The sequence below is a fragment of the Terriglobales bacterium genome (assembly GCA_035651995.1).
Lineage (GTDB): Bacteria > Acidobacteriota > Terriglobia > Terriglobales > Acidobacteriaceae > DASRER01.
Window position 1 is genome coordinate 287,440 of sequence record DASRER010000002.1, and the last position, 22,424, is coordinate 309,863.

General features: G+C 65.4%; 22 protein-coding genes, 1 tRNA gene and 1 pseudogene. 17 read left to right on the forward strand and 7 right to left on the reverse strand.

The annotated features are described in order from the left end of the window. Positions 1-46 precede the first annotated feature (46 nt). The 6 genes from VFA60_01440 to VFA60_01465 all read left to right on the forward strand — a co-directional run bounded on the left by VFA60_01440 (position 47) and on the right by VFA60_01465 (position 6,129). A complete protein-coding gene (locus VFA60_01440) occupies positions 47-1,426 on the forward strand; it encodes an outer membrane beta-barrel protein (protein HZQ90438.1) in 1,380 nt (459 codons plus the stop codon). 101 nt (positions 1,427-1,527) lie between these two features. Then, positions 1,528-1,617 carry a K(+)-transporting ATPase subunit F gene (gene kdpF, locus VFA60_01445; GenBank protein ID HZQ90439.1) on the forward strand — a complete coding sequence of 30 codons (90 nt, stop codon included), beginning with the start codon at positions 1,528-1,530 and terminating at the stop codon, positions 1,615-1,617. A 1-nt stretch (position 1,618) separates the two neighbouring features. Next, positions 1,619-3,394 carry a potassium-transporting ATPase subunit KdpA gene (gene kdpA / locus VFA60_01450; protein ID HZQ90440.1) on the forward strand — a complete coding sequence of 592 codons (1,776 nt, stop codon included), beginning with the start codon at positions 1,619-1,621 and terminating at the stop codon, positions 3,392-3,394. Then, on the forward strand, positions 3,394-5,424 hold the full coding sequence (gene kdpB / locus VFA60_01455) for a potassium-transporting ATPase subunit KdpB (protein ID HZQ90441.1): 2,031 nt from the start codon (positions 3,394-3,396) through the stop codon (positions 5,422-5,424). The genes kdpA and kdpB overlap by 1 nt, the downstream gene beginning before the upstream one ends. Continuing rightward, complete coding sequence (gene kdpC, locus VFA60_01460; GenBank protein ID HZQ90442.1) at positions 5,421-5,999, forward strand: potassium-transporting ATPase subunit KdpC; 579 nt, start codon at positions 5,421-5,423, stop codon at positions 5,997-5,999. Before kdpB ends, kdpC begins: the two co-directional genes overlap by 4 nt. Positions 6,000-6,039: 40 nt before the next feature. After that, a tRNA-Ser gene (locus VFA60_01465) sits at positions 6,040-6,129 on the forward strand. Between the two features lie 95 nt (positions 6,130-6,224). Here the strand turns inward: VFA60_01465 and VFA60_01470 are convergent. The 6 genes from VFA60_01470 to VFA60_01495 all read right to left on the reverse strand — a co-directional run bounded on the left by VFA60_01470 (position 6,225) and on the right by VFA60_01495 (position 13,711). Then, a complete protein-coding gene (locus tag VFA60_01470) occupies positions 6,225-6,725 on the reverse strand; it encodes a hypothetical protein (GenBank protein ID HZQ90443.1) in 501 nt (166 codons plus the stop codon). Positions 6,726-6,738: 13 nt separating this feature from the next. Next, on the reverse strand, positions 6,739-7,485 hold the full coding sequence (locus tag VFA60_01475) for a succinate dehydrogenase/fumarate reductase iron-sulfur subunit (protein ID HZQ90444.1): 747 nt from the start codon (positions 7,483-7,485) through the stop codon (positions 6,739-6,741). 2 nt (positions 7,486-7,487) lie between these two features. Next, positions 7,488-9,218, reverse strand: a complete 1,731-nt coding sequence (locus VFA60_01480; GenBank protein HZQ90445.1) for an FAD-binding protein — start codon at positions 9,216-9,218, stop codon at positions 7,488-7,490. Then, entirely contained in the window at positions 9,215-9,967 is a 753-nt protein-coding gene (locus VFA60_01485; protein HZQ90446.1) for a succinate dehydrogenase, read from the reverse strand. Before VFA60_01485 ends, VFA60_01480 begins: the two co-directional genes overlap by 4 nt. 251 nt (positions 9,968-10,218) lie before the next feature. After that, entirely contained in the window at positions 10,219-12,972 is a 2,754-nt protein-coding gene (locus VFA60_01490) for a serine/threonine-protein kinase (protein HZQ90447.1), read from the reverse strand. Between the two features lie 85 nt (positions 12,973-13,057). After that, the gene (locus VFA60_01495) at positions 13,058-13,711 is read right to left on the reverse strand and encodes an ECF-type sigma factor (protein HZQ90448.1); all 654 of its coding nucleotides are present in this window, start codon (positions 13,709-13,711) and stop codon (positions 13,058-13,060) included. 417 nt (positions 13,712-14,128) lie between these two features. On the opposite strand from VFA60_01495, the gene VFA60_01500 reads away from it, so the two are divergent. The 9 genes and pseudogenes from VFA60_01500 to VFA60_01540 all read left to right on the forward strand — a co-directional run bounded on the left by VFA60_01500 (position 14,129) and on the right by VFA60_01540 (position 19,417). Further along, positions 14,129-14,374 carry a hypothetical protein gene (locus VFA60_01500; protein ID HZQ90449.1) on the forward strand — a complete coding sequence of 82 codons (246 nt, stop codon included), beginning with the start codon at positions 14,129-14,131 and terminating at the stop codon, positions 14,372-14,374. A 45-nt stretch (positions 14,375-14,419) separates the two neighbouring features. Beyond that, the gene (locus tag VFA60_01505) at positions 14,420-14,782 is read left to right on the forward strand and encodes a hypothetical protein (GenBank protein HZQ90450.1); all 363 of its coding nucleotides are present in this window, start codon (positions 14,420-14,422) and stop codon (positions 14,780-14,782) included. 61 nt (positions 14,783-14,843) lie between these two features. Next, complete coding sequence (locus tag VFA60_01510; GenBank protein ID HZQ90451.1) at positions 14,844-15,698, forward strand: hypothetical protein; 855 nt, start codon at positions 14,844-14,846, stop codon at positions 15,696-15,698. A gap of 126 nt (positions 15,699-15,824) precedes the next feature. Then, positions 15,825-16,196 (forward strand): annotated as a pseudogene (locus VFA60_01515) (heavy-metal-associated domain-containing protein). A 1-nt stretch (position 16,197) separates the two neighbouring features. After that, a complete protein-coding gene (locus VFA60_01520) occupies positions 16,198-16,620 on the forward strand; it encodes a hypothetical protein (protein HZQ90452.1) in 423 nt (140 codons plus the stop codon). Between the two features lie 14 nt (positions 16,621-16,634). Then, positions 16,635-17,231: a cation transporter gene (locus VFA60_01525; protein ID HZQ90453.1), complete on the forward strand. Its 597-nt coding sequence runs from the start codon at positions 16,635-16,637 to the stop codon at positions 17,229-17,231. A 261-nt stretch (positions 17,232-17,492) separates the two neighbouring features. Continuing rightward, positions 17,493-18,086 carry a sigma-70 family RNA polymerase sigma factor gene (locus VFA60_01530; GenBank protein ID HZQ90454.1) on the forward strand — a complete coding sequence of 198 codons (594 nt, stop codon included), beginning with the start codon at positions 17,493-17,495 and terminating at the stop codon, positions 18,084-18,086. Next, entirely contained in the window at positions 18,083-18,577 is a 495-nt protein-coding gene (locus VFA60_01535; protein ID HZQ90455.1) for a hypothetical protein, read from the forward strand. The genes VFA60_01530 and VFA60_01535 overlap by 4 nt, the downstream gene beginning before the upstream one ends. 156 nt (positions 18,578-18,733) lie before the next feature. Then, complete coding sequence (locus VFA60_01540) at positions 18,734-19,417, forward strand: DUF3106 domain-containing protein (GenBank protein HZQ90456.1); 684 nt, start codon at positions 18,734-18,736, stop codon at positions 19,415-19,417. 163 nt (positions 19,418-19,580) lie between these two features. Here the strand turns inward: VFA60_01540 and VFA60_01545 are convergent, their stop codons facing one another. After that, positions 19,581-20,543 carry a proline dehydrogenase family protein gene (locus VFA60_01545; GenBank protein ID HZQ90457.1) on the reverse strand — a complete coding sequence of 321 codons (963 nt, stop codon included), beginning with the start codon at positions 20,541-20,543 and terminating at the stop codon, positions 19,581-19,583. 442 nt (positions 20,544-20,985) lie between these two features. Between VFA60_01545 and VFA60_01550 the strand changes: the two genes are divergently transcribed. Both VFA60_01550 and VFA60_01555 read left to right on the forward strand, forming a co-directional pair. Next, positions 20,986-21,636, forward strand: coding sequence for a hypothetical protein (locus VFA60_01550; protein HZQ90458.1), 651 nt, complete (start codon positions 20,986-20,988; stop codon positions 21,634-21,636). Positions 21,637-21,650: 14 nt separating this feature from the next. After that, positions 21,651-22,349 carry a PEGA domain-containing protein gene (locus VFA60_01555; protein HZQ90459.1) on the forward strand — a complete coding sequence of 233 codons (699 nt, stop codon included), beginning with the start codon at positions 21,651-21,653 and terminating at the stop codon, positions 22,347-22,349. The last annotated feature ends 75 nt before the right edge of the window (positions 22,350-22,424 follow it).

Here is a 22,424-nt window from a genome sequence, read left to right on the forward strand (position 1 = left end):
CCGCGATCGAATAGGCAGTGCGGCGAGCGGTATCGCCGCGGACTCTATGCTGGCTGCCGGCTTCATCATTTGCGGGGTACCGCTGCTGAGCTTCTTCGGCATGTTCTTCGTGCAGTGCGGCCGCGAGTACCGGCGCGGCCGCCGGGTGATGTTCGAACGGCTGCCGGATGCCGGCAGGCCGCGCCAAAAAGCAAAGCTCATTCCCTTCCGCAACTATGAATCGCCGGGCGCATCCGCCAGGCGCAGGCGCATCGTGATGGGCATCGCCGTGGCGGCCCTGGTTGTTGCAGGCGGGCTGAAACTTCGGGCGCAAACAGCCGCGCCCGCCACCGCCAGCGCCGCTCCTGCGAGTTCGCCATGGCAGTACGGTGGATTCCTGGATGCGGCCTACCTGGTCGCTCCGAACGACCCGGCCAACCACCTGTTTCGCAATCGAGGCACCACCTTCAAGGTGAACGAGCCTGTGCTGGACATGGCGGCCGCGTACATCCGCAAGGCGGCCGCTCCCGGATCGCGCTGGGGCGCGGAGTTGACGGTGCAAGCGGGCGAGGACGCGGAAGTCTTCGGATTTTCCGCCACCGCGCCCAAGCTTGCGGGCGCCGATGGTCTGCGGCACCTGGGACCGACCGACGTTTCCTATCTGGCGGCAGTTGGCAAGGGACTCACAATCCAAGGTGGCATCTTTAGCAGCTTGATCGGATACGACAGCCTGTACGCGAAAGACAATTTCACCTACACGCGTCCGTGGGGGGCCGACACCACGCCCTATCTGATGCTGGGCGTGAACGCGAGTTATCCGTTCACGGAGAAGGTGACCGCGACGGCGTTCGTGGTGAACGGATACTGGCACCTGGCCGACGCCAACCGCGTTCCGTCGAGCGGCGGGCAGTTGGCGTACAAAGCGACGCCTCACGTGACGCTGAAGCAGACGGCCATGTACGGGCCCCACCAGCCGGACACGTCGCTGCCGTTGTGGCGGTTTCTGTCCGACAGCATTGCCGAGTGGAAGCGCGATCCGGTGACGGTCGCGTTCGAATATCAGCTGGCAACGGAAAAGGTCGCCGCCCCGGGCCAGCCGCGCGCTTACTGGTCGGCGGCGCAGTTGCCCATGCATTGGGTGATGGACAAGAGCAAGCATTGGAGCCTGACGCTGCGCCCGGAGTTCGCATGGGACAGCGATGGGCGATGGACCGGCTTCCCGCAGACGATCAAGGCGGTCACGACGACGGTGGAATATCGCCTGCCGTACCGACAGACGAACAGCATCTTTCGCGTCGAGTATCGGCATGACGACTCGCGCGGCGCGGGCGGCGGATTTTTCGAAAACGGGCATGCCGGGCCGGGCAGCGAGCGGCTCACGCCTACGCAGAACCTGGTCGTCTTCGGGCTGATCCTGACGTTCGACGGCCAAATCCGGCGGAAGTGAGGCAACGAGTATGTGGGACCTGGGAATGATCGCGCTGACGCTTGCGCTGTTCGTACTCGGAATTGGTTACGTGCGCGCTTGCGAGAGACTGAGGTAGAGCCATGGCGACGGGAACGGCAGCCCTGCTGGTGATTTGCGCCGCGCTCATGGTTTACCTGTGCGTTGCGCTGCTGCGTCCGGAGAAGTTCTGAGATGACGGCGAACGGGTGGTTCCAGATCGGATTGTTCCTGCTGGCGGTGCTGGCGGTAACCAAGCCGCTCGGCAGCTACATGGCGCGCGTGTTCGAGCGCGAGCGCACCTGGTTCGACCCGGTTGCGCGGCCGGTGGAGCGGCTGCTGTATCGCGTGACCGGCGTCCGGGAAGATGAAGAGATGCGCTGGACCGAGTACGCCACGGCCATGCTGCTGTTCAGCGCGGTCTCCATGCTGGCGCTGTACGCGCTGCTGCGCTGGCAAGCTCTGCTGCCGCTCAATCCGCAAAAGTTCGGCGCGATGCCGGCGGACCTGGCATTCAACACGGCGGCGTCGTTCACCACCAACACCAACTGGCAAGCCTACAGCGGCGAGACGACGGTGAGCTACCTGGTCCAGATGGCCGGGCTTGCCTACCACAACTTTGTTTCGGCGGCGGCGGGCATCGCGCTGGCGATCGCTTTCATTCGCGGCATCGCGCGGCGCGAGCGCGAAACCATCGGCAACTTCTGGGTTGACATGACGCGCGCCACGCTGTGGATCCTGCTGCCGGTCGCGTTCGTCTTCGCGCTCGTTCTGGTTTCGCAAGGCGTGGTGCAGAACTTGCGCGCCTACGACCACGCCCGGGTGGTCGAGGCGCAGACCGTGCAGGGCACTGACGCTGACGGCAAAGCGGCAACCAGGCAAATCACCGAGCAGGTGATCGCGCAGGGGCCGGTTGCGTCGCAGGAAGCGATCAAGATGTTCGGCACCAACGGCGGCGGCTTCTTCAACGCCAACAGCGCGCATCCGTTCGAAAACCCCACGCCGCTTTCCAACTTCCTGGAGCTGGTTTCGATTTTCGCCGTCTCTGCCGGCCTCGCCTACACCCTCGGCCACATGACCAACTCGCGGCGCCACGGCTGGGCGGTGTGGGCGGCCATGGCGGCGCTGTTTCTCGCCGGCGTCAGCGTCGCCTATTGGTCGGAGGCGAAGGGCAATCCGCTGCTGCCGGGCGTGGACCAGCGCGCGTCGGCGATGCAGTCCGGCGGCAACATGGAAGGCAAGGAAGTGCGCTTCGGAATCGCCAACTCCGCCCTCTTCGCCACCGTCACCACCGACGCGAGCTGCGGCGCCGTGAACTCCTGGCACGATTCGTTCACGCCGCTCGGCGGCTTGGTGCTGCTCACCAACATCATGCTGGGCGAGGTCATCTTCGGCGGCGTGGGCGCGGGGATGTACGGAATTTTGATCTTCGTGGTGCTCACGGTCTTCATCGCCGGGCTGATGGTGGGGCGCACGCCCGAATACCTGGGCAAGAAGATCGAGGCCTTCGACGTGAAGATGGCCATGCTCGCCGTGCTCATTTTCCCGCTCACGATTTTGGTGTTCGCGGCGATTTCGGCGGTTTCGCCGGCGTTCGGCGCCTCCAGCATCTCGAATCCCGGCCCGCACGGGCTTTCGCAGATGCTCTACGCATTCACGTCGGGCACGGGCAACAACGGCTCCGCGTTCGGCGGACTGAACGCCAACACGCACTGGTACAACGTCACCATCGGCATCGCCACGCTGGTGGGGCGGTTTTTCATCATCATTCCGATGCTGGCGATCGCGGGGAACCTGGCGGGCAAGAAGGCCGTGCCGCCTTCGGCGGGAACGTTTCCGGTGACGACGCCGCTGTTCAGCGTGCTGCTGTGCTCGGTGATCATCATCGTGGGCGCGCTCACTTTTTTTCCGGCGCTGAGCCTGGGGCCGATCCTTGAACACTTGCTGATGCACGCGGGAAAAACATTCTGATGAGCGGCACGCGACAACGCGGTTTGTGGGACGCGCGCATCGTGGGACGCGCGGCGGCGGATTCGTTTCGCAAGCTGAACCCGCGCACCATGATGCGCAATCCGGTGATGTTCGTGGTCGAAGCGGGCAGCGTGCTGACCAGCGCCCTGTTGTTGCGCGCGCCTGCGCCGCAGTTCGGATTCAATCTGCAGATCACGCTGTGGCTGTGGTTCACCGTGCTGTTTGCCAACTTCGCCGAAGCCATGGCCGAGGGCCGCGGGAAGGCACAGGCCGAAACGCTGCGCAGAGCGCGCTCGGAAACGCTGGCCAACCGGCTCACGCCCGACGGCGGCATGGAGCAGGTGGCCAGCTCGAAACTGCGCGTGGACGACATTGTGCAGGTTTCGGCGGGTGAACTCATCCCCGGCGACGGCGAGATCATCGAGGGCGTCGCGTCGGTGGATGAGTCGGCGATTACGGGCGAATCGGCGCCGGTGATCCGTGAAGCCGGCGGCGACCGCTCGGCCGTGACCGGTGGCACGCGCGTGCTGTCGGACTGGATCCGCGTGCGCATCACGTCGAATCCCGGTGAAACGTTCCTGGATCGCATGATCGCGCTGGTGGAAGGCGCGGAGCGGCAGAAGACGCCCAACGAAATTGCGCTGAACATCCTGCTCGCGGGGCTGACCATCATCTTCCTGCTGGCGGTGGTGACGCTGCAGCCGTTCGCCATCTACTCCGGCTCGCCGCAGACGGTGTTCGTGCTGGTGTCGCTGCTGGTGTGCCTGATCCCGACGACCATCGGCGGATTGCTGCCGGCCATCGGCATTGCCGGAATGGACCGGCTGATTCAGCACAACGTGCTCGCCATGTCGGGGCGCGCGGTGGAGGCCGCCGGCGACGTGAACACGCTGCTGCTCGACAAGACCGGCACGATCACGCTCGGCAACCGGCAGGCGAGCGCGTTCATTCCCGCGGCGGGCGTAACGGCGGCCGAGATGGCCGACGCGGCGCAGCTCTCGTCGTTGGCCGACGAAACGCCGGAAGGCCGCAGCATCGTGGTGCTCGCCAAGGAGCGCTACGGCCTGCGCGGACGCGACGTGGCGTCGCTCCATGCCGAGTTCGTGCCGTTCACCGCGCAGACGCGCATGTCGGGCGTCAACATGAACGGCCGCGAGATCCGCAAGGGCGCCGTGGATGCGATCAGCAAGTACCTGGCGGCGTCGGGCGCGGCCATCTCCACTGAACTCCAGGTGATGGTGAACGAGATCGCGCGCTCCGGCGGAACGCCGCTGGCGGTGGCCGAGCGCGGGCGCGTCCTCGGCGTGATTCACCTGAAGGACATCGTCAAAGGGGGCATGAAGGACCGCTTCGACCGGTTGCGCTCGATGGGCATCCGCACGGTGATGATCACCGGCGACAATCCGCTCACCGCCGCCGCCATCGCGCGCGAGGCCGGCGTAGACGACTTCCTCGCCGAGGCCACGCCGAAGGAAAAGATGGACCTGATCCGCCGCGAGCAGTCGAACGGCAAGCTGGTGGCCATGACCGGCGACGGCACCAACGACGCGCCCGCGCTGGCGCAGGCCGACGTGGGCGTGGCCATGAACACCGGGACGCAGGCGGCAAAAGAAGCCGGCAACATGGTGGACCTGGATTCCAATCCGACGAAGCTGATCGAAATCGTGGAGATCGGCAAGCAGCTGCTGATGACGCGCGGCGCGCTCACCACGTTCTCCATCGCCAACGACGTGGCAAAGTATTTCGCCATTATCCCGGCGATGTTCGCGGGGACATTTCCGGTGCTGAACGCGCTGAACATCATGCGGCTGGCGAGCCCGCAGTCGGCGGTGCTTTCGGCCGTCATCTTCAACGCGCTGATCATCATCGCGCTGATTCCGCTGGCGCTGCGCGGCGTGCGCTATCGCGCCATGCCGGCGGAAGCGCTGCTGCGCCGCAACCTGCTCATCTACGGACTGGGCGGGCTGGTGGCGCCGTTTGTGGGCATCAAGCTGATCGATCTTGTGATCACGCGGACAGGACTGGCATGAAACGGCAGCTTCTGACTGCGGTCTGGATGACGCTGGCGACCACCGTGCTGCTCGGCATCGTGTATCCGCTGGCGGTGACCGGCGCGGCGCAACTGCTGTTTCACGACAAGGCGAACGGGCAACTGCTGCACCGCAACGGACAACTGATCGGCTCGCGCATCCTGGGACAGCAGTTCTCCGGGCCGGGATACTTCCATCCGCGTCCGTCGGCGGCCGGCGACGGCTACGACGCCGCCAACTCGGGCGGAACCAACTACGCGGCGACCAACGCCCGGCTGGTGGAACGCGTGCGGGCGAACGTGGCCGGCTTGCAGCGCGAAAATCCGGACACTCCGGTCCCTGCCGACCTGGTCATGGCGTCCGCGTCAGGACTCGACCCCGAGATCTCAATCGCCGCAGCGGAATTCCAAGTACCGCGCGTGGCCCGCGAGCGGCACATGACAACCGAGTCACTGGCCGCGCTCGTGCGCTCATGCACGCGCAATCGGCAGCTGGGATTTCTCGGCGAGCCGGGCGTGAACGTATTACAGCTCAACCTGGCGCTCGATGCCGGCGCCGCGCAGTGCGGCAGGTAATCCGCTTTCGACCGCTGCTAAACTACTGCGTACCCGGCCCGGAGGGATGCGTGAGCGGTCGAAACGGGCGGTCTTGAAAACCGCTGTACCCGAAAGGGTACCGGGGGTTCGAATCCCTCTCCCTCCGCCATACAGTCTGACGTGCGAAATTCTCCCGGGTCATTTTCCGCCGCTTTCGATCAGCAGGAACGCGGCCCTCGACCAGCGCGTAGAGCGATATTCCGGTCAAGCCCCGCCGATGTCGACGAGCTCGGACTTCGGATGCCAGTCTGACTCAGGGCGGCCCTGGATCAGGCGTACGCAGCGGTTCCAACGCAGAATGGCGTCGTCATTGCCGCGGGGGCGGATTCTCTCAGCTTCCTCGTAGCAGCGGAGGGCCTCTTCCAGCACGGTCAGCAGACCGTAAGGGGGCCGCCCCGCGTTGAGTTGTGCCTTGGCGCGCCGCTCACTGAGAATGCCCCGATAGTAGAGGCGTTCATATGGGTCACGCAGGCGGCCGAAGACGCTCTCCACCTCGGCGTAGCGGTCCGAGAGATCGCCTTTGAACTGGTCGGTGATTGCCAGGCCGAGCAGACGCAACGCCTGCTGGTCTTCCGGATCAACGGCCAGCACGTCGTAGCAGATGGATTCGGCCTCTTCCGGTTCGTTCAGCAGACGATACAGCTCGGCCTTCGACTTTGCCTCCGCGATGCCTTCCGCGGAAATGGTCTTCAGGGTGTACGGCATGGCCGTTCCTCCGTCAGGTTTCAGTAGCAGGCTTGGGCCTGATGGCGCGCACCAGGCGCAAGAGCGGATCGTAGAACTCGTCGACTACACGCTCTTTCAGGGGGATGATGGCGTTATCGGTAATGGCAATTCCTTCCGGGCACACTTCGGTGCAGCACTTGGTGATGTTGCACAGGCCGAGGCCGAGATCGTCTTTCAGCTGCCGGAGACGGGAGGCGCCATCCAGCGGATGCATCTCCAGGCCGGCAACGCGCACGAAGAAGCGCGGTCCGCCGAATTGCTCCTGCTTCCCGTGATCGCGCAGGACGTGGCAGACATTCTGGCAGAGAAAGCACTCAATGCATTTGCGGAACTCCTGCACGCGATCGACATCCTGCTGGTACACCTTCCACTCCGCGCCCGCGCGCGGCTGGAAGGGCACGATCCTCTGGTTCACGCGATAATTCCATCCCACGTCGGTGACCAGGTCTTTGATCACCGGAAACGACTTCATGGGAGCAATCGTGATGGGTTGGTCCTGCGGCAGGGAGTCCATGCGCGTTTTGCACGTCAGGCGCGGCCGCCCATTCACTTCCGCCGAGCACGAGCCGCACTTGCCTGCCTTGCAATTCCAGCGCACAGCCAGATCGGGCGCCTGGTGGCTCTGGACGTAGTGCAGCGCGTCGAGCACCACCATGCCGGGAGCGACCGGCACGCGATACTGCACGTGCTGCCTACCCTCGTTCGAACCTCGAAGAATGCTTAAGACCGCCTCGGCCATCCCTAAGCCTTCGCTCCCTTTTCTTCTGCGACCAGTTGCTTCAGTTCGACAGGCATTTCTTCGGTTGCGACCTGGCGCAGCGCCATCGCGCCGTTTTGTCGAAAGATGATGTTGTTCTGCCGGCCCCAAACGGCGTCCGGTTCGGGATAGTCGATGCGGCTGTGTGCACCTCGGCTCTCTCGGCGCGCCAGGGCGCTGCGCGTGACCGCCTCCGCCACGGTCAGCATCGATCCAAGGTCCCGACACAGGTGCCAGCCGGGATTGAAGAGGCGCGATCCATCGCAGCCGAGCCGGCGGCTTCGCTGCTTCAACTGTTCGATCTTTGCCAGGGCTTCTTCCAGGTCTTTTTCCACGCGAAAGATCCCAACCAGGGCCTGCATCGTTTCTTGCAGTTCCCGATGCAGCGTGTAAGGGCTCTCACCGTCAGGGCGCTCGAAGAACGCCAGCATCTCTCGCTCGGCATCGCGCACCTGGGCATCGTCCACCGTGGAATAAGCAACCGACTTTGCCTGTTCGCCGGCCGCCAATCCGGCGCGGCGGCCGAATACGAGCAAATCCGAGAGCGAGTTGCCGCCCAATCGGTTCGCGCCATGCAGGCCGGCCGCCACTTCGCCGGCGGCAAACAGCCCCTTGCGGGTGGACTCGGCGGTCTCCGCATCCACGCGCACGCCGCCCATCATGTAGTGGCAGGTCGGTCCGACTTCCATCGGCCCCTTGGTGATGTCCACGTCGGCCAGCTCGAGGAACTGGTGATACATGCTGGGAAGCTTGCGCTTAACCACTTCCGGCGGCTGGTGCGAGATATCGAGGAAGGCGCCACCGTGCTCGGTGCCGCGTCCTTCTTTCACCTCGGTATAGATGGCGCGGGCCACTACGTCGCGGGTGGAAAGCTCCATGCGCTTCGGGTCGTATTTTTCCATGAAGCGTTCGCCGAGTCTGTTGCGCAAGATGCCGCCCTCGCCGCGCACCGCCTCCGTCACCAGCAGTCCCTGCACGCCCGGCGGCCATACCATTCCCGTCGGATGGAACTGGACGAACTCCATGTCCATCAGTTCGGCGCCCGCGTCGTAGGCCAATGCCATCCCGTCGCCGGTGTACTCCCAGGAGTTGGAAGTAACCGGCCAGGCCCGGCCAATTCCGCCGGTCGCCAGGACGATGGTCTTGGCTCTGAAGACGACAAAGCGTCCCTGTTCGCGCCAGTAACCAAAAGCACCCGTGATGCGCTCACCATTTTCGAAGAGCCGCGTGATGGCGCACTCCATGTACACGTCAATGCCCAGGCGCACGCCGCGGTCCTGCAACGTGCGAATCATTTCCAGGCCGGTGCGGTCCCCCACGTGGCAAAGGCGCTTGAAGGTGTGGCCGCCGAACGCGCGCTGCAGGATGCGGCCGTCCGAGGTGCGATCAAACAGGGCGCCCCACTGCTCCAGTTCGCGGACGCGGTCCGCCGATTCCTGGGCGTGAATTTGCGCCATGCGCCAGTTGTTGAGGAACTTGCCTCCGCGCATGGTGTCACGGAAGTGTGTCTTCCAGTCGTCACCGGGGTCTACATGACCGAAGGCGGCGGCGATGCCACCCTCCGCCATCACCGTATGCGCCTTGCCGAGCAGCGATTTGCACACCACGCCCACCTTGGCGCCTTGTGCCAGCGCCGCAATCGCCGCGCTCAAGCCCGCGCCGCCGGCCCCGATGATGAGCACGTCGTGTTCGTGCGTCTCGTACTTTCTGCTCACAAGAGCCTCAGGTCACGAATCACGCCACTGGACACAAGGCGCACGTAGAGATCGGCGAAGCCAACAGAAAACAGGCTCAGCCAGGCGAAAAGCATGTGGTTTTCGTTGAGTGACGTAAGGCGGCGCCAAACAAAGAAGCGCCGCTGACCGGATGCTGCACAGGAGAAGCAATCGACCCTGCCTCCCAGCAGGTGGCGCAAGGAATGGCACGACAGCAGATAGAGCGTGAGCAGCGCGACGTTGACGAGCAGCACGATCGAGCCCAGGCCGGCGCCGAATCCGTCGTCAAAGAAAAAGCCCTTGACGGCGTCGTGCCACAAGAACGCAATGAACACCAGCGCCAGGTACAGGAAATAGCGATGGAGGTTCTGCAGGAGAAAAGGAAATCGGGTTTCACCGCGGTACTGACGGCCGGCGCGTTCGCTCACCGCGCAGGCTGGCGGATCGAAGAAGAACGAACGATAGTACGCCTTGCGATAGTAGTAGCAGGTAGCACGAAAGCCGAGCGGGCCGCCGAGGATGAGCAGGGCCGGGGAAAAGGGCCAGTAGCGATGGTGGACGTCGATGAGTGGGGAATAAAAAGGAGAGAGGTAAGGCCCCCATTGGAAATAGGCGCCCTCGAAGGCCCGCAGTGTGGCGTACACACCAAAGGCGCCCAGGCCGATGATGACGGCTGCCACCTCCAGCCACCAGGCGTCGCGGCGCTGCCCGGCCGCGGTGTCGATCGGAACCAGGCCGTTTGCACCCATAGGCCTCCGCTGTAAGCCGTCCCACGACGGGACCAGGACGGTTCGACGCGGGCATTATATCCGCGACCGCCTGAGCGACGCCGAGCGCGGAGATCTTTCCGCCGGCGCCGCCGAGCCGGCTGCAAACCCTTCCCTCACGCTCGACTTTGGATCTGACGTGGACACGCAAGGCGGCGAGCGGTTCGCGCCGGACCCGTTCCGCCGCCATTGTTCCTAAGATGGCCGCCGCTTTTACCCGCGCCGCATGACCGCTATTTCTTCGCCGCCAGCGTGGCCGTCATCTTCGCCAGTTCGTCGCGGAAATGCTGCGCCTGGTCCGGCTGCTTGAGGGCGTCGTATTCCTCGATCAGGTCCTGGCGCGCGTTTTGCAGCCAGGTGACGGTGGGCAGGGTCTGCCGGCCCACGATCTGGTATCCCAGCTTCGATTCGCGCTCGGCTTCGGCCACGCGGCCCGCGCGCAGCAGGGTGCGGCCCAGCTTGATGCGCGTGATGCCGACGTTGAGGTGTCCGTCGGGCAGGGTCCGCGCGTACATCTGGAGGGCTTCGCGGAAGAGCGCCTCGGCGCGCTGGTAGTCCTTCTCGGCAAGATAGACGCTGGCCAGGTTCGACGTGGCGATGCCGATCACGTAATGCCTGCCGTTGTAGACGGTGCGATAAATGTCGCGCACGCGCGTGAAGTACTGCTCCGCGGCGGCGTACTTTCCCTGCTTGCTGGCGGCGTTGCCCAGGTCGTTCAGCGCCGAAGCCACCTTGGGATGCACTTTGCCGAAGACGTGCTCCTGGATGCCGAGCGCTTCGGTCAGCACCGCGGTGGCTTCGTCAAAGCGGTCCTGGAAGACCAGCGACCGGCCCAGCTGCGTGAGCGACGAGGCCGTCTTGTAGTGTTCTTTGCCGTAGTAGGCCCGGTTGATGTCGAGCGCCTGGCGGAAATATTTCTCCGCCTGCGCGTAGTTCCCGTACTCGTGCTGCACCGCGCCCAGGTTGATCAGGTCTTCGGCGACGCTGGGATGCCGCTCGCCGTAGAGCTGCTTGTGCATGTCGAGCACGCGATGCGTGATGGAGTCAAAGACCTGGTAGTGGCCGGCGTAGAAGTGGTTGTTGCCCAGGTGCGCCAGGCTGTCGGCCAGCTCCGGCGTCATGGCGCCGCCGCTGGAGTGCAGGCGCACGGCGTCTTCCAGCACGGCAATGGCCTGGTCGTAGGAGCCGCGTTCTTCCAGGACCTTGCCCAGCGCGTCATCGGCGCGCGCGATTGCCGGATGATTCGGCGGCAGGCGGCGCTTCGCCATCGCCAGTCCGTCGCGGACAAGCTGCTCGGCCTGCGGAAGCTGCGCCTGGTCGGCGCGCAACAGGCCGAAGAGCACGGTTGTCTCGGCAACTTCGGCGCTGTCGGCGCCGTAGAGGCGCTTGCGCTCGTCGAGCGCGGAGCCGAGCAGCGACTCGGCGCGATCGAACTTGCCGAGCTTCTGGTAGATCGTTCCGAGGGTCTGGTAAAGCTCGGCCTGGGCCGCGGGATCGCGGCTGAGCGCCTGCGCCTCCTGCACGCCGCGATCGAGCAGCGAGATGACGCGCAAACTGTCAGCCGGGCCGGCGGCCTCGTCGCCGCCCTGGAACAGGTTCAGCACGAAGCGCTGCGTGCGCCCGGCGCGCGCCGCTTCGGCAAGCGCCTGGTTGCGCGCGCGCGTGAGACGCACGGTGAAGAACGTGACCAGCGCGATTGCCGCGGCAAGGACCAGCGCTGTCGCCGCAACCGCGTTGCGATTGCGGCGCACAAACTTGCCGGCGCGATAGCCGAGCGTCTCGGGGCGCGCCTCCAGCGGCTCGCCGCGCTGGAAGTGGTCCAGGTCGCGCACCAGCGCTTCCACCGAGCGGTAGCGCCGCTGCGGATCCTTGTGCATTGCCGTGAGGCAAACGACGTCGAGATCGGACCATTCGGCCTTGGTCGCCGAAACCGCTGACAAAGCCACACGCCCACTCAAGCCAACGGAGCGCTGGAGCGGGCCGCTCGAAGAGTTGGAATCCCCGCCCTTTCCCGAAGGCGGGTGAAAGGGCGGGGCGCCCACACTTGTGTCCCTTCGCGCGACGGCCGACGGGCGCTCCGGCTCCTGGCTGACGATCACCTGCTCGGCTTCGGCCGGCGTTCGCCGGGAGAGATCAAAGGGCAGGCGTCCGGTGAGCAGCTCGTACAGAATCACGCCCAGCGAATACACGTCGGTGTGCACGCCCACGCGCTCGCCACGGACCTGCTCGGGCGCGGCGTAGGCCGGCGTCATCAGGCGCAGGCCAGTCATGGTCGCCTGCACAGACTGCGGAGTTTCCAGCGTCTCGATCTGCTTGGCGATGCCAAAATCGAGCAAGCGGACCGAGCCGTCTGCTTTCACCAGAATGTTGGAGGGCTTCAGGTCGCGGTGGATGACGGCGCTGGAGTGCGCATACTGCACCGCTTCGCACACCGCGCGCAGCAGTTGCAGCCGCTGGCGCAGCGGCGACGCGTGCCGCGCGCAGTATTCGGTGAGCGGCACCCCCTCCACGTACTCCATGACGAACCAGGGCGTGCCGTCGGGAAGCGTGTCGGCGTCGTAGAGGCGCGCGATGGCGGGATGGTTCAGTTGCGCCAGCGTGCGCTGCTCGCTGGCGAAACGCTCGCGGCGCGCCGGCGAGAGCCACGCGTCGCGCAGCAGCTTGATGGCGACCAGGCTGTGCAGGTCCTGCCGCTCGGCCAGGTAGACCACGCCCATGCCGCCTTCGCCCAGCGCCTCCCGGATGCGATACGGCCCGAATTCCCTGCAGGGCAGCGTGACCGGGCCGAGCACGGCCTCGGCCACATGCGAGACGCCTTTATCCAGCAGCGAAGAGCGCGCGTCTTCCTGCAGCAAGGCGAGCACTTCGGGAACCAGGGTTTCGTCGTCGTGGCAGACGACGCGAAGAAAGGCTTCCTGTTCACACGGGGGAAGATCAGCCGCGTCGTGAAACAACGTCTGTATTCGCTGCCAGCGCGCGCTGTCCATTTAGCAGTTGTCGGTTGCCGGTTGCCCGTCGCCAGCTGCCAGAGTCTCGCAACTCATAACTGGCGACCGACAACGGGCAACTGCCTCATCGCGTTCCCCGCAGTTCGTGCGCCAGCCAGGCCTTGGCGGCGCGCCAGTCGCGCTGGATCGTGGCTTCCGAGACGTCGAGCAATTGCGCCGTTTCGGTGATGTCGAGCCCGCCGAAGAAGCGGCTTTCCACCATCATGGCCTGACGCGGATGCAGCTTTGCCAGCTCGTCGAGCGCGGCGTCCAGAGCCAGCAGGTCCTGCCCTGCCGCGGCCGCCACCGCGGCAGGGCTCCTGCTCCCATCGGTGGATTCGTCGAAGGTAACCAGCGCCAGTTCGGCGCCGCCGCGCTTGCCGGCGTGCCGCCGCCTGGCCGCTTCGATCAGCACCTGGCGCATGGCCCGCGCCGCGATGCGTTTGAAGTGCAGCCGCGAAGTGGCGGCGAAGCGCGGCGACTTGGCCAGTTTGATCCAGGCTTCGTTGACCAGGGTGGTGGGGCTCAGCGTCGCCCCGGGGTCGCGCCGGCGCACGCTCGAAGCCAGCCGCCGCAGCTCCTCGTAAGTAACACTAAACAGGAGGTCAAGTTCACGCCGCTCCTCCGGCGACTCGCCCGCCGCTCCCCCCGGTGCTCTGCCAGTCGCCGTGTCCTGAAGACCCATGACGGTTTTTTGCGCTTTCCGACGTAATGCGAAGTGGATGAGCGGCTCCCCCAAGGTCGCTCGGCAACCGGCGGAGTTTTGCTTGCGCTGTGGGGAGGCGAAAGCCTAGCACCCGCAGAACGGGCGCGCAACTGCCGCTTGCGGCAATTCAGCCCATGGGCGCTGCTGATCTGGCCGGCGAACGCGCTCAGAATTTTGAAGACATGCCGAAGCAGGGTCCCGGTTCGGTTCGATGGACGCGATCGAGGCTGCTTGCCGCCGCTCGCAGCACGGTCGCGTCTTTCGGTTGCAGTCCGGCAACGGAGTGCAACGAGCGGCGGGTGCGCGATTGACCCTCAGGTCTCCTGTGCGCGCCCGCCGCTTTGGAGGGTGGTTCATTCACGTAGAGACGTGGCTTGCTGCGTCTCCATTTCAGCGATCATCATGCTGAGGCAGGCAAGGCATCTCCGGTTTCCGCCGGCGTCGCCGGAAATGGCGGCCGAACCGTTCGGGCGCTACCAGAATGCGGTGGGGACCTTTGTCGTTGAGTTCTTCGGCGACGGCGCGGCGCGCATCACGCTGTGGGGTGCGCGCCGTCTTGATGCCGAGTACGAATTCTCCGCCGAGCGGCTCCTGCTGTCGTTTCGCGATCACCGCATCCTGTTCCGCCGCCGCGCCGACGGCTCGCTGGCCAGCCGGCCCGAAGAGCTTCCCGGCGTGCTGCGCCGCTGCGCCTGAGCGGTGTTGTTCGCGCCGCGCAAAAACAGATAGAATTCCTCATCGATGCCTTGCCTCCGCCGGATTGCCGCGGCCGTGCTTCTGCTTGGCCTGATCGCCGCCCCGGCCATGGCTTGCCTCGTTCCTGCCGCGCAGCTCACCGCCACGGAACACGCCTGCTGCCAGCGCATGGCGCATCAATGCGGCTCCACGCGGAATGCGGCGCACTCCTGCTGCCGCACCGAGATGAGCGCTTCCGCTCCGTTCCTGCGCGCCGATGTGGTTACGGCAGTCCCGCCGGTTTCCGCCGCGCTGCCGGCCGCCGCTGAAGCGCAGCCGGTTGCGGCGGAAGCGGGTCTCCAGGTAACAATGGCGGCGGCACACTCCCCACCCGGCGCGTCCGGCTTCTTCACAATCCTGCGCATCTGAACCGCGCTCGCTTTTCCGCGTGAACGGCTTGGTGTCTTTGCCATTTCACGAAGGAGAACGTATGCGCATTCGTTTTGCAGTCGTGCTGGCGATCCTTTGCTTTGTGGCGCCAGTGGCGCAGGCCTCGGGTCACGGTCCCGTCTTTGGCTTCGCCACGCCGGTGAATTCGCAGGGGGAGACGAGCTTCGACTTCGGCATCTTCGGGCGAAGCGCCGACTCGGGCTCGCAGACCGCGGCGAAATCCATGATCAGCTACGGGGTGACGCCTCATTTCCAGCTTTCGCTCGTCGCGCCCGGCCTGATCCAGCAAGGCTCGCTGCCCATGAGCATGATGTCGGGCGGCGAATATCAGGGCAACATGGCGTGGCGCTTCCACCACAATGCCAACGCCGTGGGACGCCGCTTCGAGAGCACGGCCTCGGTCGGCTTTGTCGCGCCCGGCCCGCAGGACAGCTTCGGGATGTTCCGCGGCATTCACTGGGCGCCGGGCATCAATGCCTGGGCGGCGACAGGCGTCGCCTCGCGCAGCCACTATGTTTGGCTGGGCGGCGGGCTGATGAGCTTCGCCGAACGCGGCGGCGATCGCCGGCCGGACGTTTACTCCGCCACCCTCGTCTATGGCTACCGTCCGCCGTCGTGGCGGGCCGACCGCCACGCCTGGGACTGGCGCGTCTTCGCCGAGCTGACCGGTGAGCACACCGGCCTGACGCGACGCTCCGGCGCCGCGCTGCCGGGCAGCGATGCCAGCGTGATCTTCCTCGGGCCAAGCGTGTTGGGAATTTACAAGTTTTTCGCGGTTTCGGGAGGCGTGCAGTTTCCGCTCTTCCGCGACGCGGGCCCCCTGCACGCGCGCGAACGCGCGCGCCTGGTGATTAACCTGAGCTACTTCCATTTTCCGCGTACTCATTCGCACTGAAAGGGAACGGCAATGAAGAAGCTATCGCTTGTTCTGGTCCTGATGCTTGCGGCAGCCTCGGCGCGCGCCGAATTGCGGCGCGCCGAGATCAGCGTCTTCGGCATGGATTGAGGCGTCTGCTCCCACGCCGTGCGCGTGGCACTGAAAAACATCAACGGCGTTGATTCGGTCGACGTCAGCCTCAGCAAAGGCCTGGCCGTGGCCACCTTCAAGCCCGGCAACACCGTGCGCTACGAGCAGCTGTTGCGCGCGATCGAGAAAAATGGCTTCACGATCAAAGGCTCGAAGCTGATTGTGGGCGGAGTGACCGAGCGCGGCGAGGGCGGGACCTGGCTGCGCGTCAGCGGCAGCAGCGAGCGGCTGCGGCTGGCGCCTGCCGACGCGCGCGCCCCGGCCATCGCGCCCGGAAAGAACGTTGAGGTGACCGGCACCGTGCCGGAAGTCCCCAACGGCAAGACGCCCGATGTGCTGCGCTACCAGACAGTGACGGAGAAATGAGATGAGCACAACGGCGGTTCAGGCTCCCGAACGCGGATTCTGGCTGAGGTATCTGTCGCTGTTCTCCTCGCTGGGCACGCTGCTCTGCTGCGCGCTGCCGTCGCTGCTGATCCTTTTCGGATTGGGGGCGACGGTGGCCTCGGTACTCTCCGCCGCGCCGTGGCTGGTCAGTCTTTCGCAGCACAAAGGAACAGTGTTTGGCGCGGCGGGCGCGTTGATCGCCGGCAATTTCATCTACGTTTATGCCATCGTCCCGCGCCTGCCGGCTCCCGCCTGCGAACCCGGCGGCAACACCGGGACCTGCGCCACGGCTTCCCGCGCCACCCGCGTCATTCTCTGGACTTCCGCCGCTCTCTACTCGGTCGGAGCGCTGGTGGCGTTTGTGCTGGGCCCGTTCCTGGTGTGGGTCGATAATGCCCAGTAGAGGACCGGTGGGAGATGCCGTCGGACGCGGTCGCCCGAGGACGCCAGCTCGAATATCTGACCGTCGGTTGGAACCTGGCCGAGGGCGCGGCGTCGGTTGCGGCCGGCGCGCTGGCGGGCAGCATTGCGCTGCTCGGCTTCGGCCTCGACTCGGTCATCGAGGTCGCATCCGGTTCGGCACTGATCTGGCGCCTGCGGTACCAGGACCACCTTCGCCGCGAAACCGCCGAGCGGATGGCGCTGCGCACGGTCGGCATCTGCTTCCTGGCGCTGGCGCTGTATGTCCTGGCCGATTCGGTTCAGTCCCTGGTGCGCTGCGACGCGCCCGAGGCGAGCCGCCTAGGCATCGCCGTGGCGATTGTTTCCCTCATCGTGATGCCGGTCCTGGCGCGCGCCAAACGCGGCGTGGCGCGTGACCTGGAAAGCCGCGCCATGCGCGCCGACGCCCGCCAGACCGATATTTGTGCCTACCTCTCCGCCATCCTGCTCGCCGGCCTCTTGCTGAACGCGCTGCTTGGATGGTGGTGGGCCGACCCGGTGGCCGGTCTTGCCATGGTTCCGCTGATCGCGCGCGAGGGAGTGCGGGCCCTGCAGGGCAAGGAATGCTGCTGAGGGCAAATCGCTTTCCGGGCAGCCGCTCTGCATCCAGCTCCATGTAGAATTCAGCCCTGAGGATGGCGCTACCAGCTACCTCCCATGAGCTCTGAATCGGCCAAATTGCCCCGGGTACCGGCGCCGCAAAATCCGTCCGCGCAAGAGCCTGAGGGCGCACAACTTTCAGCACGGACGGGGGTTAGTAGAGGTGTGAGCAGCGTGGCCGTGACCGGGGACGCGGTTGCGGGGCTGGCTCGTCCAGCACGCGGTCGCGCGGCTGTGCCTGTCGCCTACGACTCCCTCAGCGACGCCCACGTGATGTTGCGCGTCAAGGCGGGCGACGATGCCGCTTTCGACTACCTGGTGGAGAAGTTCCGGCGTCCGCTGATCGGGTTCATGTTCCGCATGGCGCACAACCAGGCGCTGGCGGAAGAGCTGGCGCAGGAAGTTTTTCTGCGGGTGTATCGCTCGCGGCAGACGTACAACGCCGACGCCAAGTTCACCACCTGGCTGTATCGCATCGCGACCAACCTGGCGGTGAACCACGCGCGCGATACCAAGCACGAGCGCGCCGAGAACGCCATCAGTTTGGACGAGCCCGATCCGGAAACCGGGATCGCGCCCGACGTGGCCGACGCGGCGATGACGGCGGAAGAAGCCATGCTGCGCCGGGAGCGCATGGCCGCCATCCGCAAGCAGGTGGATGCGCTGCCCGAGCGCCAGCGCATGGCGGTGCTGATGCACAAGTACCAGGAGATGGATTACCGGCAGATCGCCGAGGTGCTGCACCTGAGCGAGTCGGCCACCAAGAGTCTGCTGTTCCGGGCGTACGAGGCCCTGCGCGAGCGGCTGAAGGAGTTTGTGGCGTCATGAAGTGCAAACAAGTACGCGAAGAGATTTTCGAGCTGCTGAGCGGCACAGCCTCGCCGGCAGCGGAAGAGCACCTGCGTTCGTGCGCCGAGTGCGCCCGCGAGCTCAGGGCAATGCGCGCCACCCTGTCGCTGATGGACGAGTGGCAGGCGCCGGAGCCTTCGCCGTACTTTGCGTCGCGGCTGAAGGCGCGCTTGCGCGACGAAGCAGCCCAACCGCGCACCCTTCGCGAATGGCTGCGCGATGCCTTCTCGCCGTTTACGCTTGCCGGCCGCCGTACGGTGCTGGCCGGCGCCATGGCGCTGCTGGTCACCGCCGGGGTCACGCTGTTCAACGTGAACAAGGGAGGGCAGCAGCCGGAGAAGCCGCTGATCGTGCACACCGGCACTGCCGTGGCCGATTTGCAGGCACTCGACAAGAACCAGGACCTGTACGCCGACTTCGACCTGCTCGACGACATCAACGGTGCCGAAGTGGCGCAGGCGAATCCGTAGCACAAAGGGCCATTGGCGCATGGCTTTTAGCTGTTAGGTTCTGGCTGTCGGTCTTTGGCCCTTAGCTGTTTTGCCGAAGCGGCGACGCAGGTGAAGCTGTAAGTCCCGGGTTTAACTAAAAGCCAAGGGCCAATGGCTAAAGGGCGCTTTTCTAACATGAAGTTCGGTCCCATCTCGATACTGCTTGTCGCCGCCTCGCTGGCCGCGCCCGCGCTGGCGCAGCGCCCGCAGCGTGCCGACGACCGGCCGCGCGACGAGCGCCATCGCCGCAATGCCGCGGGGCGCTGGCAGGCGAACCAGTGGCAGGCGCCCGGAAATCGTCCGCAGAATAACGCTGTTCCGCCGTCCGCCCAGGGCGAGCGTCCGTTGCGCGGGCCCGGCCCGCACGCGGGCGATTGGCTGCGGCGCTATCGCAATCTCCCGCTTGACCAGCAGCAGAAGGCCCTCGACAGCGACCCCAACTTCCGCGCGCTTCCGGCGGAACGCCAGGAGCGCCTGCGCCAGGCCTTGCGGAAATTCGGGCAGAAGACGCCCGAGGAGCAGCAGCGCATCCTGAACCGCATGGAAGTGTGGGAGCACCTCTCCCAGGAGCAGCGCGACCGTGCCCATGGCATCTTCGATCGGCTCCGGACGATGCCCGAAGATCGCCGCCAGCAGATCCACTCCGCCTTCGCGGCGCTGAATCGCATGGACCCGGCCGAGCGCCAGCGGGTCATGCAGTCCGACCGCTTCCGCTCGTCCTTTTCCGACGAGGAGCGCCAGATGATCTCCGACGCGCTCGAACTGGGCGTGCCTCCCAGCCGCATGAAGCCGCAGCGGAGCACCCCCGAACAGAAGTAGTGCGCCCTTGCAGGCGGCAATCAGCACTTAGCAATTAGCATTTGGCCGTGGAGGGCCGCCCGCGGAGCAACCACCGCCCTCCTTCGTGGTCAGCCCTTGCGTTTCCGTGGGCAGCTTTGGACGTTCACGGCCAAGCGCCAACTGCGCAATGCTAAGCGCGGTCTCACCGAAACAGGTTCTTCAGCAGGAAGAACACATTGGCCGGCCGCTCGGCCAGGCGGCGCATGAAGTATGGATACCACTGGGTCCCAAACGGGATGTAGACGCGCATCCTCCAGCCCTGCTCGACCAGCGATTTCTGCAGATCGCGGCGAATGCCGTAGAGCATCTGGAACTCGAAGGCGTCGGGGGGAATTTTTTCGGCGCGCGCGAAGGCGATGGTGGCCTCAATCATCTTCGGATCGTGCGTGGCGATGCCGTGGTAGACGCCGCTCTTGAGCAGCATCTTCATGAGGCGGACGTAGTTCGCGTCCACGTCCGATTTTTTCTGGAAGGCGATTTCGGGCGGCTCCTTGTAGGCGCCCTTGCACAGGCGGATGCGGATGCGGTCGGCGAGCAGCTGCTCGACATCCTTCTCGCTGCGATACAGATACGACTGGATCACCGCGCCCACGCGGCCCGCGTGGCTTTTCCCGTTCTGACCCAGGCCCCGGTGCAGTTCGCGGACAAAGTCGAGCGTGCGCTGCGTGTAGGCCGACCCCTCCATGTCCACGCGCACGAAGGCGGCACGGGCAGGGTCCTGGCTGCCCGGGCCCTGCTGCGCCGCAGCCTTGGCGACCAGTCCGGAGACCAGTTCGCGCGCCAGCGCCTCGTCCACGTCGAGCCCCATGTGGGTGAGCTTCAGGCTGACGTTGGCGTTGAGCTCGCCGGCGGCGATGGCGTCGAGCAGCTGATGATAGAGCTGCGCGCTGCGGCGCGCCTCGCCGGGACTGGTGACGTTCTCACCCAGGTTGTCGAGGCTCACCGACATGCCCAGCCGGTTGACGGCGCGCGTGGCGGCGAGCGCGTCTTCAATCGTCTCGCCGGCCACAAAGCGCCGGCTCATGCGCTGTCCGACGGCGGAGCGCTCGGCCAGCGCGCGCAGCCAGCGGCTGGTGGAAAGCCAGATGAAAAAAGCCCTCAACATGAGGGCTGGTTTCCAGGTGCTGAGGGCAACGCGCCCAGCCGGCGCGGCGGGCGGGCGGGCGGGTTGAGTGCGGGGACTCATTGGGGCGAACGGTTAGGGTGCGGTCGCCAGCGCAGGTTTGTCAACCGGCGCGGCCCAAGGAAGGCAGGAGAAGTCACAAAGCAAAGCCGGAGCTCATTGCGGATTGCGCTGTGAGCAGCGGGCGCGTATAAGGCCCGCGTGGGGCCAGGCCAACGAATGGCGAGTCCTTAGGCGCCCAGCCGACAGGCAATAGCGTGCCGCCGACGAGGAAGTCTCGTCTTGCTGTGCACGTAGCGCAGGTTTTGTTGTCCACTTCCCGCCACATTCGTGCTACCCTGTGCGCCGAGTATCCATTCCACGGCCACCTTCCCGGCGTCTTCATTGATAGCGGCCCGGCAATTTTTATTGAGGAGGAACGGCCATGGGATTCGGTTCGTCGGCCCGCCGCCCGCACGCCCCAACCTTGACCACCATGCTCCTGCTGATGGCGCTGGCATGCGCTGTTTTGCCGCTGCAGGCGCAATCGCAGCCGCAGGTTGCCGTTGTCTTCAACCTGCAAAGCAACGACCTCACCGTCATCGACGCCAAGTATCGCGTCTTCTACAACAAGTTCGAGAAGAAGACATTGCCGATCCAGGGATACGACCTTCGCGGCGCCATCCAGGACGAGTTCATGACCATGCTCGCCGCCGACACGCGCTACAAGTGGCGCCCGGCCGAGGCGGAGGACAAGCTCGATGCCGCCAGGCTCGCCGACGAAAAGCACCGCACGCCGGAAATGGTGTCGTCGGCCAAAGCCGACCGCGTGCTCGTGGTTGACGTGGTCGGCTTCGGCGCATGGGTGACCGGTCTCGCCAAGGACCGCATGGAGGTCCTGGCCTACGTCACCATGCTCGACCGCGCCACGGGCCGCAAACTCTGGAAGGAAAAAATCTTCGAGAAGGTGGGCTTCTCCGGCGACCTGCAGAAACTCCAGGCCGAAGATCAAAAGGAAATGAAGCAGGGCATCAACTCGCTGATCGAGAAGGCCTGCCAGGCGACGAAGACAAAAATGGCCGACAACAAGGTATAAGCGGGAGGCCGGCGATGCCGCGCATGCTGCTTTCCATCCTTCTTCTTCTTCCTCTTCTGCCGCGGGTGTCGGCGCTTGCCGACGATACCGGCTCGATCCGCATCAAGGCTGACGCGGGCGAGGCCGAGGTCTTCCTCGACGGCAAAGGCGTGGGCAAATCGCCGCTCACACTCACCGGCGTCACCCCCGGCGCCCACCAGGTCACGCTCACGCGGCCCGGTTACGAAGACCATGAGCAGCAGGTGCAGGTCGCGCCCGGCGCGACGGCGAAGGTCTTCGTCATGATGAAGGCGCTCCGCGCCGAGCTGCCCAAATTTCCGGTGCAGTACTACGCCCTGCACCAGCACGCCGCCGGCGCGTGCAACGGCATCCTTACGGTGACGGCGGAAGCGCTCGATTACAAATCCAGCGACGGCAAAGACGTGTTCCACATTCCCATCGACGACATCAAGTCGCTCTCACGCTCCATGGGCACGGCCTGGTGGACCTCGTCGCCGCTAAGCACGCCGGGCGAGTACGCCGGCTGCCGCCTGGAAATTCCCGGCCGCAGCCTGGGCTTCTTCGCGTACGAGCAGGACCCCGGCGCGCCCGCCGGCCCGATCGAAAACCGGGCGAAGTTTCGCCAGGCCGAGAAGACCAAAGAGCTGTTCGAGCTGGTCTATCGCCTCTGGATGGATTCGCTGCCAAGACGGCAGAAGACGGCAGCGAAGTAGACCCGCGGCCCACATGTTGTTGGGTTTCCTTTGTGCGCCTTCGTGTCCTTGCGTCCTTCGTGTTTGGGCCTTTCG

Excerpts from the sequence above, each read along its gene's own strand:
- VFA60_01440 (HZQ90438.1), top strand. The coding sequence starts at position 47 with ATGCTGGCTGCCGGCTTCATCATTTGCGGGGTACCGCTGCTGAGCTTC.
- kdpF (HZQ90439.1), top strand. The coding sequence starts at position 1,528 with ATGGCGACGGGAACGGCAGCCCTGCTGGTGATTTGCGCCGCGCTCATG.
- kdpA (HZQ90440.1), top strand. The coding sequence starts at position 1,619 with ATGACGGCGAACGGGTGGTTCCAGATCGGATTGTTCCTGCTGGCGGTG.
- kdpB (HZQ90441.1), top strand. The coding sequence starts at position 3,394 with ATGAGCGGCACGCGACAACGCGGTTTGTGGGACGCGCGCATCGTGGGA.
- kdpC (HZQ90442.1), top strand. The coding sequence starts at position 5,421 with ATGAAACGGCAGCTTCTGACTGCGGTCTGGATGACGCTGGCGACCACC.
- VFA60_01470 (HZQ90443.1), bottom strand. The coding sequence starts at position 6,725 with ATGCCGTACACCCTGAAGACCATTTCCGCGGAAGGCATCGCGGAGGCA.
- VFA60_01475 (HZQ90444.1), bottom strand. The coding sequence starts at position 7,485 with ATGGCCGAGGCGGTCTTAAGCATTCTTCGAGGTTCGAACGAGGGTAGG.
- VFA60_01485 (HZQ90446.1), bottom strand. The coding sequence starts at position 9,967 with ATGGGTGCAAACGGCCTGGTTCCGATCGACACCGCGGCCGGGCAGCGC.
- VFA60_01490 (HZQ90447.1), bottom strand. The coding sequence starts at position 12,972 with ATGGACAGCGCGCGCTGGCAGCGAATACAGACGTTGTTTCACGACGCG.
- VFA60_01500 (HZQ90449.1), top strand. The coding sequence starts at position 14,129 with ATGGCGGCCGAACCGTTCGGGCGCTACCAGAATGCGGTGGGGACCTTT.
- VFA60_01505 (HZQ90450.1), top strand. The coding sequence starts at position 14,420 with ATGCCTTGCCTCCGCCGGATTGCCGCGGCCGTGCTTCTGCTTGGCCTG.
- VFA60_01510 (HZQ90451.1), top strand. The coding sequence starts at position 14,844 with ATGCGCATTCGTTTTGCAGTCGTGCTGGCGATCCTTTGCTTTGTGGCG.
- VFA60_01520 (HZQ90452.1), top strand. The coding sequence starts at position 16,198 with ATGAGCACAACGGCGGTTCAGGCTCCCGAACGCGGATTCTGGCTGAGG.
- VFA60_01525 (HZQ90453.1), top strand. The coding sequence starts at position 16,635 with ATGCCGTCGGACGCGGTCGCCCGAGGACGCCAGCTCGAATATCTGACC.
- VFA60_01535 (HZQ90455.1), top strand. The coding sequence starts at position 18,083 with ATGAAGTGCAAACAAGTACGCGAAGAGATTTTCGAGCTGCTGAGCGGC.
- VFA60_01540 (HZQ90456.1), top strand. The coding sequence starts at position 18,734 with ATGAAGTTCGGTCCCATCTCGATACTGCTTGTCGCCGCCTCGCTGGCC.
- VFA60_01545 (HZQ90457.1), bottom strand. The coding sequence starts at position 20,543 with ATGTTGAGGGCTTTTTTCATCTGGCTTTCCACCAGCCGCTGGCTGCGC.
- VFA60_01550 (HZQ90458.1), top strand. The coding sequence starts at position 20,986 with ATGGGATTCGGTTCGTCGGCCCGCCGCCCGCACGCCCCAACCTTGACC.
- VFA60_01555 (HZQ90459.1), top strand. The coding sequence starts at position 21,651 with ATGCCGCGCATGCTGCTTTCCATCCTTCTTCTTCTTCCTCTTCTGCCG.